Consider the following 15,420-nt stretch of genomic DNA (forward strand, 5'->3'; position numbering starts at 1 on the left):
ACCCGGGCCATGACCTCGTTACACCCCGTCCACCCTGGACCGGGACCCGGAATCGTGAAAGCGGCGAACGGCCGGAGCGACCGTGTCCCGTCCACTCCGACCGGTCGGTGTTCGGACTTGCTCGTCGGTGTTGCTGTCGGTGTTCGGCCCTGGTTGTCGGGCTGGTGCGGGGGCGGGGTGAGCGCCGCCGTGCCGCATCCGGATCTTGTGCCCGATGGGGCGGTCGGTCTCCCGTTCGACGGGGTTCGAGGCCGGGTACGTGGCCGAGGCCGGGGGCATCTCCTCGTCGATGAGCAGGTCCGCCTTGGTGACCACCACGTCACGCATGGCCTGGATGGTGGGGATGAAGACGGTTGCGGCCCGGATGCGCCACTCCGCGAGTTCACGGTCGTCGGGAGGCGTGTCGTGGCGGAAGGGGTCGCGGCCGTCCGGGCGGGCGTACTTCGCCGAGAAGGTGAGCCGGGCCTGTCTCTGGGCCAGGCGCAACCCGTTCAGGTAGGTCACGAGGTAGCCGACGAACGCCAAGCAGACGGTCACGATCACTGTGGCCATGACAGGCGGTGCTACCTGGATCGACATCACGGCCCCGGCGTGTTCACCTGCGACGAAGTCGAACTTGACCCGGCAGCGGGCACCACCGCCGAGCTGGACGTGCTCGATCCCGTTGTCACCGGGCCGCAGCTCGGGCCGGGTGAGGGCGGCACCGCGTCGCCAGGCGGGCCTACTCGCCCGGCGTCAGCAGCGGATCGGCCCACGCGCCGACGCGTTCCGGGCCGGGGCAGTTGCTGGGGTCGCCGGCCGGCGGCTTGACGCCGATCACCAGGCGTTTGACCCCGGTGACCGGGATGTCCACCAATTGCGGCGCTTTGTCCGACACCGCCGCGAGGTCCACCACGCGATTCCCGTCGGTCAACGCGTAGAAATCCAGTGGTTTCGTCTCGGCCGATTCGTCGACGACACCGACGAACGCCGTGAAACGCGCGAAGCGGCCGTCCAGCGGATATTCGATCTGATTCGAACCGCACCACGCGCCGGTGGCCGATATCGCGTGGTCGTGCGGCACACCCCGGAAGCGGACCGGACCGGGTGTCCAGAGGTTTTCCGCCGGGTCGTTCTCGACCGGTCCCAGAGTGGTCAGGGAAACGGCTCCACGGGATACCGGGGAGGCCGATTTCGTCGAACCGACCGGGTCCACCGCGGTCGTGGTGCTCAGGTTGGGCGCGGCCTGCGGGGGCACCGGCTCGACCGGTGCGGCCTGCCTGCCGAACGTGATCACCAGCGCCAACGCCGCGACGCTGGCCGACGTCAACGACAGCAGGCCGCGCGGCGCGGGTCTGTCCCGGGCCCGCGAGGTGGTCAGGATGGTCACCCCGATCAACCCGCAGACAATCGCGCCGATGATTTTCAGCAATAGCGTCGGAAAGGTGAGGACGGCGACCAGGGTGCCGGTGAGGCTCGTCGCCGCGCCGGACCAGCGGGCCACTGCGATGATCGGCCGCGGGGGAGTCGGCTCACTTTCGGGGTCGTCCGTCGTGGTGCGCGCCCGTTGGTGCCGACCTTCCATTGGCCACGAATCCTTTCTGCGGCACCCGTACGGGTGCGGTTCGCGAGTTCCCGCCGACATCCCGGTCGGCGCGCACAGTAGCACCGATCCGGGGGTGCTCAATAGGTAGAAAAGCGGAAGTCCGCACCCTCGTGCGCGCGGAGTGGTGCGGTAATTGCGAATGAAATGGTTGGGTCGGTGAACTGCCCTCGCGGGCAGCCGGGGGTGCCCCGGGTCCGCCGCAGCGCCGCTGCCCCGGCCCCCTGTCCGGACCCCGGGGTGGAGGCGTGATCCACGAGGTGGACGAGGCACTGCGCCGGCTGGTCCGGGACGACGCCCTGCGCGGCACGGACGTCGAGGTCGCGTTCGACGCGCCCACCGTGGACGTCTACCTCTACGACATCCGCGAGGACGTGCTCCGCCGCCGGCGCGGCCTGCTCGACGAGTACGACGACGGCGAGGTGGTCACGCGCCACTTGCCGCCGCCGGACCGACCCGAACCCCGACGACCCGTTCCGGGGGCTGCACCTGGCCGACGAGGCCCTGCCGGCGTCCCGGCGCGACCCGTTCGCGCCGCCGACCACCGGGGCGGCGTCCGGGCGGCTGCAACGCGCGGTCGGCAACGCGGGCGCGAGCGCCGTCGTGGAGGGCGAATCGCCGGTGCACGGCCCATCGAGGGCGTGGGCACCGCCGTCGCCGCCTTCGTGGGGTTCGCCGCGCGGACCCTTCACCACGCCGACCCTGGTGTCCGACTGGGCCCAGTACACGCAGGCGTTCGGCGATACGGTGGCGACAACTGCTACGTGGTCCGCATAGGCGGCGAGCGCGCCGACGGCAACGGCATCACCCTGCTGGTCAAGCAGAACGGCAAGGTGGTCGAAACGCGCCACGTGTCGACCAAGCGCACCAAGGACAACGTGCTGACCGGACCGGCACTACGTGCAACCGCTGTGGTTCAAGCCGGGGGAGAAGGTCGTGTTCGCGGTGAACGGCCGAAACCCTGCGGAGAAGGGGAACTGCACGCCTTCGGTGTCGTTCTCGGGACGGGTGCGGTGAGCCGCACCCAGGGTCAGATCAGCCCTTCGCGCAACGCGAACGCCACGGCGTGGGCGCGGTTGCGCAACTGGAACCGGTTGGTGATGTCGTGCAGGACGCTCTTGACGGTCCGCTGCGAGTAGCACAGCTTCTCGGCGATCTCCTTGGTCTCGAAGCCGTCCGCGATCAGCCGGAGCACCTCGGTCTCCCGGTCGGACATGCCGGCCATGGTCCAGCCGTTGGGGTTGGGTGCGGTGCGCTGCAACCGGGACACCCGGTCCAGCAGCCGACCGAGCAGGTCCGGCGGCAGTGCGCCCTCACCGGCGGCGGTGGCCTTCACCAGGCGCACCAACGTGTCCGGCGTGGCGTCGGAGCGCCGGATCACCGCCGACACCCCGCTGCCGACGATGTCGAGCAGCTCGGGATCGGCGATGTCGCCCGCCACCAGCACGATGTCCGGGCTGCCCGGCACCTGGAGCCCGCGCAGCAGCCGCCGCGCCGGGCCGTCCAGCTTCTCCAGCACCACCAGCGCGACCGGCGCGGGGTCGTCCGGCTCGACCAGGCGGATCTCCGGCCGGGACCGCAGCGCTGCGGTCACCCCGGCCCGGGTGATCGAGTCCGCCGCGTGCAGCGCCACCGCGATCTGCTCACCGTTCATGTCAGCTCCCGCCTCCGCGACCGTTGTCCCCGCGTGGCCGATCGTCCCGATCCGAGGTGCCCCGGCACCACGGCCCCGGTGTCCCGACTTGTCCCGACTCCTGGCCCGGACCGGCCCGCTCGGCCCGGGACACCGCCTGCGCGCGGTCGGCGACGTGCAGCTTGCGCAGGATGTTCGCCACGTGGTTGCGCACCGTCTTGGGGCTGAGCACCAGGGAGCGGGCGATCACCGCGTTGCCCCGGCCCGTCCGTCATCAGCCGCAGCACCTCGCCCCCCGCGACGGCGCGCACCGCCCACACGACCTGCTGCGGCCGGGACGCCTTGAGCAGGTACCCCAGCGCGCCCGCGCGCATCGCCGCGAACACCGAATCGTCGTCGTCGAACATGGTCAGCACGAGCACCCGGACAGCCGGGTCGTGCGCCACGTCATCCACTGCCCGCCGACCTCGCGCGCGTTCCCGGATCGAGTCCAGCCCCCCACCGCCGCAGCCGTCGTCCACCACCTCCACGTGCAGGCCGTCCGCGCACCACAGCCGGACCACGTTGGTCGTCGGCCGGTTCGGCGGGCACTGCGAACCTGCGGTGCACGTCCCCTCCCCGTCCGGCGGCGCTCGGCCTTCACCACCTAGTGGAGAAAATCGCAGATCCGCCGGCCGTCGTTTCACGCACACCAGCAGGTTCCCACGTTGGGGGGAATGCTCCGCGTGGTCGGTAACGCGATGACGTATCACCAGTCCGCGTGCCTGCTCCATACGGATATCAGGCACCACGGGAGGGTGGAATGCGGCATACGGCCGGCAGAGCGGTCCTCCAAGTTCACCCGACCAGGCTCTGCAACCTGCGATGCCTGCACTGCTACTCCAGCTCAGGGCCCGACGTGGCCGAGGCCGTGCCCATCGGCGTGCTGGCCGCCGTGGTCGGCGACGCGGCCGGGCTGGGCTACGACGTGCTCAGCGTGTCGGGCGGTGAACCGTTCCTCTACCCGGAGCTGCCCGCGTTGTTACGGGCCGCCCGGGACGCCGGAATGCGAACCACCGTCACGACGAACGCGGTCGCGCTCACCCAGCGCCGGATCGGGCTGGTGCGCGGACTCGTCGACCTGGTGGCCGTGTCGCTGGACGGCGACCAGGCGACCCACGACCGCATCCGGGACCGGGCGGGCTCCTTCGACAAGGCGCTGGCCGGCATCCGGCGGCTCACCGAGGCGGGCATCCCGGTCGGCGTCATCACCACCCTCACCCAGGGCAACGCCACCCAGCTCGGCGAGGTGGCGCTGGCCGCGTCCCGGTCCGGCGCGCTGCTGCTCCAGGTGCACCCGCTGGAGCCCGAGGGCGCGGCGAGCCGGCGGATGGCGGGGGAGCGGCCGGACGCGGTGGAACTCGCCTACGCGGCCGTCGAGCTGGGGCGCATCGCCGAGGAGCACGGCCTGGCCGTGCAGCTCGACGCCGTGCCGCGGACCGTGCTGGCCCGGCGGCCCGAGGCGTTCATGGCCGCACCGGTGCCCCGGCGGGTGCCGCTGGGCCGCTGGCTGACCCCGCTGGTGATCGAGGCCAACGGCGCGGCCGTGCCGGTCTCCTACGGCTTCGACCGCCGCTACGGGCTGGGCAACGTGCACGACCGATCGCTGGCCGAGCTCGCCGGCGACTGGGACGCCGCGCCGTTCCAGGACCTGTGCCGGTCGACCTGGCAGCGCCTGGTGGACGGCCGCACCGGTCCGCTGATCCCCTGGTACGGACACCTGGTGCGGGCCTCGCGCGCCGCCCGCACCGCTAACGCGGAGAACTGAGCAGTTCCGCCGCGCTGCGGGTGTTGATCACCCTCTCCGGCGGCACGCCGCACTCCTCGGCCCGCTCGCAGCCGTAGGACAGCCAGTCGAGCTGGCCGGGCGCGTGCGCGTCGCTGTCGATGGCGAACTCGCACCCCATCGCCAGCGCGAGCCGCAGCAGCCTGGTCGGCGGGTCCCGCCGCTCCGGCCGGGAGTTGATCTCCACGGCGGTGCCGTGGTCCCGGCAGGCGTCGAACACCGCCTCGGCGTCGAAATCCGACTCCGGGCGGCCCTTGCCCACCACCAGCCGGCCGGTGCAGTGGCCCAGCACGTCGACGTGCGGGTTCGCCACGGCGGTCAGCAGCCGCTCGGTCATCTCCGCCGCCGGCATCCGCAGCTTGGAGTGCGCGCTCGCCACCACGACGTCCAGCCGTGCCAGCAGATCCGGGTCCTGGTCCAGCGAACCGTCCGCGAGGATGTCCACCTCGATCCCGGTCAGCAGCAGGAACGGCGCGAGCTCGGTGTTGAGGTCGGCCACCACCGCCAACTGCTCGCGCAGCCGGTCGGCGGACAGCCCGTTGGCCACCCTCAGGCGCGGCGAGTGGTCGGTGAGCGCCATCCACTCGTGCCCGAGGTCGCGCGCGGCCTCGGCCATCTCGCGGATCGGGCTGCCCCCGTCGGACCAGTCGGAATGCGTGTGGCAGTCGCCTTTCAGCCGCGCGCGCAGCGCCTGACCGCCGACCACCGGGGCGTGGAACCGGGCCAGGTACGCGGGTTCGCGGCCCGCCACGGCGTCCAGGACGACGCCCGCGGTCGACTTGCCGATGCCGTCGAGGTCGGTCAGCGTGCCGTTCGCCACCCGCGCGGCCAGGTCGCCGGGCGGCAGCGCCGCCAGCACTTCCGCCGCCCGGCGGAACGCCCGTACCCGGTAGGTGGGTTCGCCCGCGCGCTCCAACCGGAACGCCACCTGTCGCAGTGCCCAGAGGGGATCCACCCGTCCTGTCTACCCCGCCGGCGCGCCGGACGCGCGCCGGTCGGGTCGTCGCCGGGGGTGTTAGTGGGCTTTGCGCCGGTCCACTCGGGACGCCGCCTTGCGAGTCGGCACCGGTTCGTCGCGAAGGGTTGCGGTGCGCGGGGCGGTGGAGCCAGCATGTCCGCCATGTCCCCACGGTCACCGGTCGGGTCCCTCGGGTCACGACGTCGGCCCAGCAAAGGCGATCTCACGTCGCGGGCCATCCTGGACACCGCCGAACGGCTGCTTCAGAACCGCTCGCTGGACGACATCGCGGTGGACGAACTGGCCGCCGGCGCGGGCATCTCGCGGTCCACGTTCTACTTCCACTTCTCGTCCCGGGAAGCCGTGCTGCACGCCCTGTCCGCCCGCGTGCTGGACGCGCTCTACGAGGCGGCGTCGTCCTGGCTGCGGCGGGGGAGCGAACCCCCGGAGGCCGCCATCCGGCGGGCGCTCGGCGCGACCCTCGCGGTGTGGCGGGCGCACGGCCCGGTGCTGCGCGCCGCCGTCCGCGCCCGCGACACCGATCCCCGGGTGCACGAGTTCTGGACCGGGGTGGCGCGGCGGTTCGTCGACGCCACGGCCGAGCAGATCACGATCGAGCGGGACGCCGGGGTCGCGGTGGGCGGTCCGGACGCGCGATCGCTCGCGGCGGTGCTGATGTCCATGAACGAGCAGGCTTTCCTGAACCGAACGGCCGCCCGCCGTTCGGCGAAGAAGGACCGCGAACTGGTCGACGTGCTCGCGTTCGTCTGGCTGCGGTCGGTCTACGGGGACTCCCCGTGAGCGACGAAACACCCGCCGAGTCCACAGAGGACGGTCGAAGACCGTGGCCGGTCAGGAGACCTGCGCGACCCACGCGGGTTCCCGGACCTCCTTCTCCGCGACCTCGACCCGGCTGAACGCGGCCGGGTCGACCCGGCGGTAGCCGTGCCGCACCACGCTCCGGTAGAGCACGTCCGACACGACCAGCACCGCGTCGCCGAGGAGCCCGGCGCGCACCGGCTCGGCGTCGACCAGGCGGCACGCGGTGTTCAGGTCGCTGCCCACCCAGCCGTGCGCGTCCCGGTGCACCTCGCCCGCGTGCAGGCTGAGCCTGATCCGGATGCGCGGCACCGCGGTCGCGTTGTGCCGGCGCAGCCGGGAGATCAACTCCGGGATGACCGGGTCCAGGATGTCCACTTTGGACACGTGGGCCGGGATCAGCACCGCCATGCCGTCGCCCCGGTCCTGCCGGCCCAGGTCGGCCTGCCGCACGCCCGCCGCGCGGAACCCGTCGCGCACGGCGGTGGTCAGCACGTCCCGCGCCACGATCTGGTGCGGGTTGGACCACCGCCCGAAGCCCGCGATGTCGACCACCAGGATGGACCGGTACTCCGGTCCGGGCGGGTGGCGGAACCACCGCCAGGGGCGGGGCAGTTCGACGGTCATCGGGTCTCCCCCTGCAACGCGCGGCGCAGCATCCAGGACCGGCTCAGCAGCCGCACCGCGTGCGGGATGCGCCGGGCCGGCGGCAGGTCGGCGAGCTCGGCCCGGAACTCCTCGTGGTAGCGGGCCTGGTGGCGGAGCGGCAGCACGGCCACCGCCAGGTCCAGCAACCTGCTGTCCCGCCGGGGTTCCAGCTCCAGCCGGATGATCCGGGCGGCGGCGACCATGGGTTCGAAGCTCGCGGTGGCGAGGTAGTTCCGCTCCACCGCGAACTCCAGCCACAGCACCCGCCGGTAGACCTCGCGCAGCCGCGCGTCCCCGTCGCGCTCCAGCGCCCGGCGCAGCTCCAGCGCGAGGTGGTGGGCGAGGTGGCGGTCCAGGATCCGGTCCAGCTTGCCGTCCAGCACGACCTCCAGGTCGTGCGCCAGCAACCGGATGCGCGCCAGGCGATCCCGTCTGGTCATGTGCCACCTGCCGCGTGGGGGCGCAGCAGGCCCAGGCGCGGCACCGCTCCCCGGGCCCGCGCGACGGCGGCCCTGGCCACCGCGATGCTGCCCGGGTCGAGCCGGTAGTACCGGCGGCGCGGGCGGCCCCGCTCGTGGGGGTCGGCGTCCTCCCAGTGGCTCTCCAGCCACCCGCACTGCTCCAGCCGGGCGAGGATCGGGTGCACGGTCCCGCTGGGCAGCTCGGCCACCTGGCAGATCTCCAGCCCGTACCGCTCCAGCGTGGGGTCCTCCAGCAGCACACCCAGCACGAGCTGGGTGGGCAAGGTCATCCTGGGTCCCTTCCGCGCCGCAACCATGGTTTAACTCTACCTAGGGTCATGGCACTGCGCAATCGATCCGGTACGCAGAGTCGCGGTGAGGTGGAATTCCGACCGGGAGGGCGGGTCCGCGCGGTCACCCCGTGCCGGGCGGCGGGGCGGTGGTGGCGCGGACGACCAGCCGGGTGGGCAGCACCACGCGCGGCGGTTCACCGGTTCGCGCGTCCAGCCCGGCCAGCAGCATCGCCACCGCCGTCCGCCCGGCCGGGCCCAGCGGCATCGCCACCGTGGTCAGCGGCGGCGAGCACAACGACGCGTGCGGCAGGTCGTCGAACCCCGTCACGCTCACGTCGCCGGGCACCGGCACGCCCCGGTCGCGCAGCCGGGCCAGCACACCCGACGCCATGACGTCGTCGTAGGCCATGATCGCGGTGACCCCGGCGGTCAGCGCCAGGTCCGCCGCCCGCGCGCCGCCCGCGAAGCGCGGCGCGAACGGCCCCAGCCCGACCACGTCCACGCCGTGCCGCGCACGCGCCGCCGCCAGCCCCCGGCGGCGTTCCGCACCCGACCACGACGTGCCCGGCCACGACGTGCCCGGACCGTCCAGGTACGCGATCCGCCGGTGGCCCAGCGCGACCAGGTGGTCCACCACCTGCCCGACGCCGCCCGCGCCGTCCATCAACGTCGCCGGCACGCCCGGCAGGTCGCGGTCCAGCAGCACCAGCGAGGTCGCCCGCGTCACCTCCGCGACCTGCGCGCCGGTCAGCCCCGACGTGCAGACCAGCACCCCGTCCACCTGCTTGGCCATGGCGTGCACCAGCCCGACCTCGGCCGCCGGGTCGTCGCCGGCCGCCACGAACACGGCGTAGTCGGCCTGCGCGGCGCGCGCCTGCGCCGCCTTCAGGACTCCGGTGAAGAAGGGGTCGGCCAGATCCGGCAGCACGATCCCGATGTTGCCGGTCCGGCCGGTGATCAGCCCGCGCGCGGCCCGGTTCGGCCGGTACCCCAGCTCGCGCGCCGCCGCCAGCACCCGGGACCGGGTCTCCGCGCGGACCAGGCCCGGCGTGGTCAGGGCGCGGGACACGGTGGCCACGGACACCTGCGCGCGTCGCGCCACGTCGCGGATGGTGATCGCCACGCGCTACCTCCGAAGGGCGTTCGAGGCCGGTCCCGGTCCAGTGAAGCGGACCGGGACGCCGCTGAAAACGCTTCCATCCGAGTACGGGCGACCACGCGATCCGACCCCCGACGACGCGGCGGCGCGCTCGCGGGCGGGCGGTGCCGCCGGACGACGGCGAACCCGCCGGTCGTCACACGGTGAGCACCACCTTGCCCGTGGTGGCCCGGTTCTCCAGGGCGTCGTGGGCCTTCGCCACGTCCGCCAGCGGGAACGTGGTGGTGCGGGGCGTGAGCCGGCCCTCGGCGAGCGCGGCCAGCGAGATCGTCTCCAGCTCCCGCAGGGTCGTCCCCTTGAGCAGCCGAGGGCCGAGGGCGACCGTCGCGGTGAGCCCGGCCCGGTACAGGTCGAGCGTCTCGATCCGGGTCTGCTCGCCCGACGACCAGCCGAACATGACGATCCGACCGGCGAGCCCCAGCAGCTCGAACGCCTGCCGGCCCACCGCGCCGCCGACGCCGTCGAGCACCACGCTCACCTCGCCGACCTCGGCGCGCACCTCGTCGGCCCACCCGGTCCTGGTGTAGTCGACGACCAGATCGGCGTCGAGCTCCCGGACGACGTCCAGCTTCGCCGTGCTCGCCGCGCCCACCACCCGCGCGCCCACGGCCTTGGCCTCCTGCACGAACAACGCGCCGAGGCCGCCCGCCGCCGCCGGCACCAGGACGACGTCGTCCCGGGTCAGCCGCGCGATCCGCAGGATGCCCAGCGCCGTCCGCCCGGTGCCGATCATGGCGACGGCCGCGTCGTCGGAGACGTGCGCGGGCACCTCGTGCAGCGACGTGACGTCGACCGCCGCGAGCTCGGCGTACCCGCCGCTGGCCATGCCCAGGTGCGCGACCACCCGCTTGCCCAGCCACGACGGGTCGGCCCCCTCGCCCAGCCCGGTCACCACGCCCGCCACCTCGCGGCCCGGCGTCATGGGCAGCTCGGGCGGTGGGAACGGACCGGCTTTCTCGCCCTTGCGGATCGACGCGTCCAGCAGGTGCACGCCGGCGGCGCGCACGCCCACCAAGACCTGCCCGGCCCCGGGGCGCGGGTCCGGCACCTCCTCCACGCGGAGGTTCTCGGCCGGACCGAACTCGTGCTGTCGGATGGCGCGCATCGGGTGGCCCCCATTCGTAGGTTGTCGAACTACCGTAAGAGCTCGACCGAAGTGGAGGTCAACCGGAATTCCGCCGCCGGGTGCGCCGAGCCGGGGAGCGGCGGGCGGACCCCTCGCCCAGGACACCGGCGGGATGGTGCCCGACCCGCGTCGGAGCGGCCCGCCGGCCGCCGGGCCAACGCGTGGGGCGGGTCGCGCGTCCTGCCGGGTGTGAACCACTTCGACCAGAACGCGCACTACCACTCCTTCCTGCTGGACCACGTGCCGCCGGGCGCGCGGACCGCGCTGGACGTGGGCTGCGGGCACGGGGCGTTCGCCCGCCGGCTCGCCGCCCGGGGGCTGGCCGTCACGGCGGTGGACCGGGCCGTCGACGGGTCCGCGCCGGGCGTGGACTTCCGGCGCGCCGACGTGCTCACCGACGACCTCGGCGGGCCGTACGACTTCGTCTCGTGCCTGGCCGTGCTGCACCACCTGCCGTTCGACGCCGGCCTGACGCGGTTGCGGGACGCCGTCGCGCCCGGTGGCGTGCTCGCGGTGCTGGGTCTGGCGAAGGAGAAGACCCTGTGGGACTGGGCGCTCAGCCTCGCCTCCACGCCGCTCAACCTCGCGCAGCGCGTCGTGCGCGACGACCCGGTGGGCAGCGCGCCCGTCCGGGACTGGTTCATGGGCGTCGACGAGGTCAAGGCCGGCGCGGCCCGGCTGGTGCCCGGCGCACGCGTCCGGCGGCACCTGTACTGGCGGTACTCGCTGGTGTGGGCCAAAGCCCGATGAGGGCGATATTCCTTTGACGCCAACGAGGTCCGGGCGGGATGGTAGGACCCGACACCGGAAAGGGGGAGGTCGTGGACGGCACTGATTCCGAATGGACCGGCGCGGCGACGCGCCAGGCCCGGTGATGCGCCCGACCCCCTCGTCGACCTGCGCCCAGGCCGCCGGGCCCGGCTCGTGGAAACGAGTTCGCGGCCGGTGCCGGCAGCACCGCGCTGTTCGTCACGGTGATCTGCGCGTGATATCGCGCTCCCCGACGTCCCGGCCTTCATGGGGTGGGTCGGGACGACTCCGGCACGGCGGGGTCAGTGGCTCCTGTCGATCGGGGGACCGGGTCCGTGCGCCCGATCCCCGCCCCTGGTTTGCGGTGCGTGACGATCGGGTAGCCGAAGGTGGTCCGGAGCCCGGCAGGCGGGCTCTCGTGTCCTCATGGGAGGGCGTGATGACCAACTCGACCGTCGGTCGCGTCAGGGTCGCTGGCCTCCAGCCCGCCCAGGTGCTGGCAGGTCTGCTCGGCCTCGCATTCCTCGTCATCGGCGTGGCCGGCTTCATGCGCACCGGGTTCGGCGACTTCGCGGGCGAGCAGCACTCGATGCTGCTCGGCTTCGCCGTCAACCCGCTGCACAACGTCGTCCACCTGGCGTTCGGTGTGCTCGGCCTGTTGATGGCCACGGGCTCGGGACTGTCCAGGCTGTACGGCTGGATCGTGTTCCTCGCCTACGGCCTGGTCCTGATCTGGGGCCTGATGCTGGTCGACGTGGTGTCGGCGAACCCGGTCGAGCGCATCGGGAACCCGTTGGCGCTCAACGTGAACGACAACTGGCTGCACCTCGGCATCGCGGCGGTCGGCCTGCTGATCGCGGTGCTGCCCGCGCGTCGGAAGATCGTGACGCCGGAGGAGCCCGTGGTCGAGCCCGTCGCGGAGCGCGACGAGAGCATCCGCGACTCGGAGATGCCGGCCCAGCGCGACCGGGAGGAACTCCACCGCGACCAGCGCGTCGAGCGGGAGGACCTCCGCCCGCACGACCAGCGACCGCACGACCAGCGCATCGAAGCCGTCGACCCGACGGTGTCCCCGCGCCAGGCCCAGCCGATCGACCCGGCGGTCGCCGAGCAGCACAAGGCCCGGCACTACCGCTGACCCACCACCGCCGCCGGGGTGCCGTCCACTGTGGATGGTGCCCCGGTTTCGCGCGTCCGGGGGGCGGCGGTACCGAGGGGTTCCCGCACCGGGTCCGCCGGCGCGGCGCGGGTCCGCCCGGCCCGGCCTGGCATCCTGGGCGGTGATGTCGACATTCGCGCAGTGGGCACCCGCCGTGCTCGCCCTGGTCCTGGTGGCCAGTCCGGGTATCTGGCGGTTGAGCCGCAACACGATCACCATCGCGCACGAGGGTGGTCACGCCCTGGTCGCGCTGCTCACCGGCCGCCGGCTGGAGGGCATCAAGCTGAACTCGGACACCTCCGGGGTGACCGTGTCGAGCGGCAGGCCCACCGGGCTCGCCGTGGTGCTGATGTACCTAGCCGGGTACGTCACCCCGTCGCTGCTCGGTCTCGGCGCGGCGGCCCTGGTCACCGCCGACCACGTCCGGCCGCTGCTGTGGGCCACCGTCGGCCTGCTCGCGGCCATGCTGGTCATGATCCGCAACCTGTTCGGCGTGCTGTCGGTGGTGGCCACCGGCGCGGTGATGTTCGCCGTCTCCTGGTACGCCACCGCCGAGTGGCAGGCCGCGTTCGCGCTGTTCGTCGCGTGGTTCCTGCTGCTGGGCGGGGTGCGGCCGGTGGGGGAGTTGCAGAGCCGCCGGATGCGGGGCCGCGCCCCCGAGTCCGACGCCGACCAGCTCGCCCGGATCACCCGCGTGCCGGGCCTGGTCTGGGTGCTGGTCTTCGCCGTCGTGACGATCGGCGCGCTGCTGCTCGGCGGCCGGATGTTGTTACCGCTGTAACTCCCCGGGTACCCGGTGTGCGGGTGCCTGCCGGGAGGAGGAGCCGTGCTCGTTGCCGACCACGTGGCCGCCTTCGGGCGGGCGGACAACCGGCTGCGGTTCGTGCAGTCACGGCACGAGGAGATGTCCGCGCTCGCCGCAGTCGGCTACGCCAAGGTCAGCGGGCGGGTCGAGGTGTGCCTGGCCACGTCCGGTCCGGGCGCGATCCACCTGCCCAACGGCCTGTACGACGCGAAGCTCGACCGCGTCCCGGTGGTGGCGCGGGGACGGGACCCCGGACGGGCTGCGGGCGCACCAGGACAAGGGATAATCCGATCGGGGAGGACACGTTTGTCCTCCCCGCCTGCCGGGGTACGTCTTGATCGCACCTGAAACGACTCCAGCAGGGGGTACGTCCGTCATGACCAGCACTGCGCGCCTGCCGAAGCCAGTCACCGACGTCTGGGACTGGCAGAAGGAGGGGCTCTGCCGAGGCCGTGACAGCGCGGTCTTCTTCCACCCGGACAACGAGCGCGGCTCGGCCCGCACGGCACGCGAGGACCGCGCCAAGGAGCTCTGCGGGCGCTGCCCCGTGCTGCTGGAGTGCCGCCGGCACGCGCTGGCCGCCCAGGAGCCCTACGGCGTGTGGGGCGGCATGGGCGAGGACGAGCGCCGCCGCATCATCGCGGCGCACCGCCGCCGCACCACCGAGCGCCAGCACACCGCTGCCTGAGTCGCGCCCGCCCGGACACCCCCTGCCCGGGTGGGCGTCCTCCGCGCACGGCCGGAAGACCTACCGACCCCTCGGCACCCTGATTCCCGCCGACCCCCTGACTCCCGCCGGCCCGCGACGCGCACCAGGACGTGCGAACGGCGCGGGGCCGGTCGGACACCCGACCGGCCCCGCGCCCGTGCGAAGACCGCCTACTCGCTGAGACCGTCGCGGAGTTGGCGCAGCGTCTTGGCCAACAGCCGTGACACGTGCATCTGCGAGATCCCGACCTTCTGCGCGATCTGGGTCTGCGTCATGTTGCCGAAGAACCGCATGACCACGATCTTGCGCTCCCGCTCGGGCAGCTTCTCCAGCAGCGGGTGCAACGCCTCCCGCTGCTCGATCGCCTCCAGCTCCGGGTCCTCCTCGCCGAGCGTGCTGCCCAGCGAGATGGAGCTGTCGTCGGCCACGAGCAGGTCGTCCAGGGACGCGCTGTGGTACGCGTTGCCCGCCGCCAGACCCTCGTGGATCTCGTCGCGGGACAGCCCCAGGTGCTCGGCCAGCTCCGAGGGCGTCGGCGCGCGGCCGAGCTGCTGCGACAGCCGCGACGACCCGGCGTTGATCGCCAGGTGCAGCTCCTTGAGCCGCCGGGGCATCCGGACCGACCAACTGGAGTCGCGGAAGTACTTCCGCACCTCGCCCATGATCGTCGGCACCGCGAACGACAGGAAGTCGCTCCCGCGCTCCGGGTCGAACCGGTCCACGGCGTTGATCAGCCCGACCGTGGCCACCTGCACCAGGTCGTCGTAGGGCTCGCCGCGGTGGCCGAAGCGCCGCGCGATGTGCTTGGCCACCGGCAGGTGCTCGGTGACCAGCTCGTCGCGCAGCCGTTCGCGCTCCGGCTGGCCCTTCTCCGTCGCGGCGAGCCGGACGAACAGCGGAGCCAGGTGGTCGTAGTCCCCCTGCGAACGTGTCGTGCCCCCGTTTTCGGACGCCGTCACGCCGTCCCCTGCGACCGCTTGACCAGGTCGATGTGCACCTCGTAGGCGTCCGACCGGGGGGCCACCCAGGTCGTGACGGAGTCCACCAGGGCGCTGAGCACCCGCCAGCCGAAGCTGTCCCGGTCCGGCGGCGCGGACCGCTTCGAGCCGACCGTGGCGAACACCTGCACCGCCCCGCCGGCCACCAGGAACCTGGCGCTGAGCACGGCGCTCGGCGCGGCCAGCGAGATCAGCGTGGAGCACGCCTCGTCCACCGCCAGCTTCAGGTCCTCGATCGAATCCAGGTCGAAGTCCTGGCGCATGGCGATGTCGGCCGCCACCGCACGGACGATCGACAGCTGCGTGGGGTCGGCGGCCATCCGCAACTCCACCCCGGCCAAGGGGTCATCCGACTCGCCGCCCTGCGGCTCCGTGTGCGACACGCTCACCTCATCGTCCGTTCTGTTTCGATGGTGCTGAAGCTATCGGTACCCGATTGAATCGGCCTTCACACGTGTAACGCCCGCCCGGACTGGGAAGACTTGCTGTTGCGTC

At 73.0% G+C, this 15,420-nt stretch carries 17 protein-coding genes and 4 pseudogenes; 9 read left to right on the top strand and 12 right to left on the bottom strand.

From position 1 onward, the window contains the following. Nucleotides 1–18 precede the first annotated feature (18 nt). On the bottom strand, nt 19–552 hold the full coding sequence (locus AB0G01_RS26945; RefSeq protein ID WP_360950584.1) for a hypothetical protein: 534 nt from the start codon (nt 550–552) through the stop codon (nt 19–21). 169 nt (nt 553–721) lie between these two features. After that, the gene (locus tag AB0G01_RS26950) at nt 722–1,564 is read right to left on the bottom strand and encodes an NPCBM/NEW2 domain-containing protein (protein WP_360950587.1); all 843 of its coding nucleotides are present in this window, start codon (nt 1,562–1,564) and stop codon (nt 722–724) included. 278 nt (nt 1,565–1,842) lie between these two features. Here AB0G01_RS26950 and AB0G01_RS26955 point away from each other — a divergent pair. Both AB0G01_RS26955 and AB0G01_RS26960 read left to right on the top strand, forming a co-directional pair. Beyond that, a pseudogene (locus tag AB0G01_RS26955) lies at nt 1,843–1,944 on the top strand (DUF4255 domain-containing protein); the annotation flags it as partial. A gap of 252 nt (nt 1,945–2,196) precedes the next feature. Next, nucleotides 2,197–2,469: pseudogene (locus AB0G01_RS26960) on the top strand (phage tail sheath family protein); the annotation flags it as partial. 143 nt (nt 2,470–2,612) lie between these two features. On the opposite strand, the gene AB0G01_RS26965 reads toward AB0G01_RS26960, so the two are convergent. Together AB0G01_RS26965 and AB0G01_RS26970 are read right to left on the bottom strand one after the other, a co-directional pair. After that, the gene (locus tag AB0G01_RS26965; protein WP_360950590.1) at nt 2,613–3,236 is read right to left on the bottom strand and encodes a response regulator transcription factor; all 624 of its coding nucleotides are present in this window, start codon (nt 3,234–3,236) and stop codon (nt 2,613–2,615) included. 1 nt (nt 3,237) lies between these two features. Further along, nucleotides 3,238–3,649 (bottom strand): annotated as a pseudogene (locus AB0G01_RS26970) (response regulator transcription factor); the annotation flags it as partial. Nucleotides 3,650–4,017: 368 nt separating this feature from the next. Here AB0G01_RS26970 and AB0G01_RS26975 point away from each other — a divergent pair. Beyond that, nucleotides 4,018–5,022 carry a radical SAM protein gene (locus AB0G01_RS26975; RefSeq protein WP_360950593.1) on the top strand — a complete coding sequence of 335 codons (1,005 nt, stop codon included), beginning with the start codon at nt 4,018–4,020 and terminating at the stop codon, nt 5,020–5,022. Here AB0G01_RS26975 and AB0G01_RS26980 read toward each other — a convergent pair. Then, nucleotides 5,006–5,995 (bottom strand): PHP domain-containing protein, encoded by a 990-nt coding sequence (locus AB0G01_RS26980; RefSeq protein WP_360950596.1) that lies wholly within the window; start codon nt 5,993–5,995, stop codon nt 5,006–5,008. The genes AB0G01_RS26975 and AB0G01_RS26980 overlap by 17 nt on opposite strands. A 165-nt stretch (nt 5,996–6,160) precedes the next feature. Here AB0G01_RS26980 and AB0G01_RS26985 point away from each other — a divergent pair, with 165 nt between their 5' ends. After that, on the top strand, nt 6,161–6,799 hold the full coding sequence (locus AB0G01_RS26985) for a TetR/AcrR family transcriptional regulator (protein WP_360950599.1): 639 nt from the start codon (nt 6,161–6,163) through the stop codon (nt 6,797–6,799). A gap of 51 nt (nt 6,800–6,850) precedes the next feature. On the opposite strand, the gene AB0G01_RS26990 is transcribed toward AB0G01_RS26985, so the two are convergent. The 5 genes from AB0G01_RS26990 to AB0G01_RS27010 form a co-directional block, all read right to left on the bottom strand. Next, complete coding sequence (locus tag AB0G01_RS26990) at nt 6,851–7,444, bottom strand: hypothetical protein (protein WP_360950601.1); 594 nt, start codon at nt 7,442–7,444, stop codon at nt 6,851–6,853. Further along, the gene (locus tag AB0G01_RS26995) at nt 7,441–7,905 is read right to left on the bottom strand and encodes a hypothetical protein (protein WP_360950604.1); all 465 of its coding nucleotides are present in this window, start codon (nt 7,903–7,905) and stop codon (nt 7,441–7,443) included. The genes AB0G01_RS26990 and AB0G01_RS26995 overlap by 4 nt, the downstream gene beginning before the upstream one ends. Next, the gene (locus AB0G01_RS27000) at nt 7,902–8,216 is read right to left on the bottom strand and encodes a helix-turn-helix transcriptional regulator (protein WP_360950607.1); all 315 of its coding nucleotides are present in this window, start codon (nt 8,214–8,216) and stop codon (nt 7,902–7,904) included. The genes AB0G01_RS26995 and AB0G01_RS27000 overlap by 4 nt, the downstream gene beginning before the upstream one ends. A gap of 124 nt (nt 8,217–8,340) precedes the next feature. Then, the gene (locus tag AB0G01_RS27005; RefSeq protein WP_360950610.1) at nt 8,341–9,342 is read right to left on the bottom strand and encodes a LacI family DNA-binding transcriptional regulator; all 1,002 of its coding nucleotides are present in this window, start codon (nt 9,340–9,342) and stop codon (nt 8,341–8,343) included. Nucleotides 9,343–9,514: 172 nt separating this feature from the next. Beyond that, the gene (locus tag AB0G01_RS27010) at nt 9,515–10,483 is read right to left on the bottom strand and encodes a zinc-binding dehydrogenase (protein WP_360950613.1); all 969 of its coding nucleotides are present in this window, start codon (nt 10,481–10,483) and stop codon (nt 9,515–9,517) included. 210 nt (nt 10,484–10,693) lie between these two features. Here AB0G01_RS27010 and AB0G01_RS27015 point away from each other — a divergent pair, with 210 nt between their 5' ends. From AB0G01_RS27015 to AB0G01_RS27035, 5 genes and pseudogenes are all read left to right on the top strand, one after another. Continuing rightward, a complete protein-coding gene (locus AB0G01_RS27015; RefSeq protein ID WP_360950616.1) occupies nt 10,694–11,254 on the top strand; it encodes a class I SAM-dependent methyltransferase in 561 nt (186 codons plus the stop codon). 439 nt (nt 11,255–11,693) lie between these two features. Beyond that, entirely contained in the window at nt 11,694–12,392 is a 699-nt protein-coding gene (locus AB0G01_RS27020; protein ID WP_360950619.1) for a DUF4383 domain-containing protein, read from the top strand. A 145-nt stretch (nt 12,393–12,537) separates the two neighbouring features. Continuing rightward, a complete protein-coding gene (locus AB0G01_RS27025; protein ID WP_360950622.1) occupies nt 12,538–13,194 on the top strand; it encodes a M50 family metallopeptidase in 657 nt (218 codons plus the stop codon). A gap of 15 nt (nt 13,195–13,209) precedes the next feature. Beyond that, nucleotides 13,210–13,455 (top strand): annotated as a pseudogene (locus AB0G01_RS27030) (thiamine pyrophosphate-binding protein); the annotation flags it as partial. Nucleotides 13,456–13,594: 139 nt separating this feature from the next. Continuing rightward, complete coding sequence (locus AB0G01_RS27035; RefSeq protein WP_360950625.1) at nt 13,595–13,906, top strand: WhiB family transcriptional regulator; 312 nt, start codon at nt 13,595–13,597, stop codon at nt 13,904–13,906. Nucleotides 13,907–14,097: 191 nt separating this feature from the next. Here AB0G01_RS27035 and AB0G01_RS27040 read toward each other — a convergent pair whose 3' ends face one another. Next, nucleotides 14,098–14,886, bottom strand: coding sequence for a SigB/SigF/SigG family RNA polymerase sigma factor (locus tag AB0G01_RS27040; protein ID WP_360950628.1), 789 nt, complete (start codon nt 14,884–14,886; stop codon nt 14,098–14,100). Continuing rightward, nucleotides 14,883–15,308, bottom strand: coding sequence for an ATP-binding protein (locus AB0G01_RS27045; protein WP_360950631.1), 426 nt, complete (start codon nt 15,306–15,308; stop codon nt 14,883–14,885). Before AB0G01_RS27045 ends, AB0G01_RS27040 begins: the two co-directional genes overlap by 4 nt. Nucleotides 15,309–15,420: the final 112 nt, after the last annotated feature.

The organism is Actinosynnema sp. NPDC023587, from assembly GCF_040640215.1.
Classification (GTDB): domain Bacteria; phylum Actinomycetota; class Actinomycetes; order Mycobacteriales; family Pseudonocardiaceae; genus Actinosynnema.

Coding starts and splice junctions, on each gene's coding strand:
- AB0G01_RS26945 (WP_360950584.1), bottom strand. CDS start 552: ATGGCCACAGTGATCGTGACCGTCTGCTTGGCGTTCGTCGGCTACCTC.
- AB0G01_RS26950 (WP_360950587.1), bottom strand. CDS start 1,564: ATGGAAGGTCGGCACCAACGGGCGCGCACCACGACGGACGACCCCGAA.
- AB0G01_RS26965 (WP_360950590.1), bottom strand. CDS start 3,236: ATGAACGGTGAGCAGATCGCGGTGGCGCTGCACGCGGCGGACTCGATC.
- AB0G01_RS26975 (WP_360950593.1), top strand. CDS start 4,018: ATGCGGCATACGGCCGGCAGAGCGGTCCTCCAAGTTCACCCGACCAGG.
- AB0G01_RS26985 (WP_360950599.1), top strand. CDS start 6,161: ATGTCCCCACGGTCACCGGTCGGGTCCCTCGGGTCACGACGTCGGCCC.
- AB0G01_RS26990 (WP_360950601.1), bottom strand. CDS start 7,444: ATGACCGTCGAACTGCCCCGCCCCTGGCGGTGGTTCCGCCACCCGCCC.
- AB0G01_RS26995 (WP_360950604.1), bottom strand. CDS start 7,905: ATGACCAGACGGGATCGCCTGGCGCGCATCCGGTTGCTGGCGCACGAC.
- AB0G01_RS27000 (WP_360950607.1), bottom strand. CDS start 8,216: ATGACCTTGCCCACCCAGCTCGTGCTGGGTGTGCTGCTGGAGGACCCC.
- AB0G01_RS27010 (WP_360950613.1), bottom strand. CDS start 10,483: ATGCGCGCCATCCGACAGCACGAGTTCGGTCCGGCCGAGAACCTCCGC.
- AB0G01_RS27020 (WP_360950619.1), top strand. CDS start 11,694: ATGACCAACTCGACCGTCGGTCGCGTCAGGGTCGCTGGCCTCCAGCCC.
- AB0G01_RS27025 (WP_360950622.1), top strand. CDS start 12,538: ATGTCGACATTCGCGCAGTGGGCACCCGCCGTGCTCGCCCTGGTCCTG.
- AB0G01_RS27035 (WP_360950625.1), top strand. CDS start 13,595: ATGACCAGCACTGCGCGCCTGCCGAAGCCAGTCACCGACGTCTGGGAC.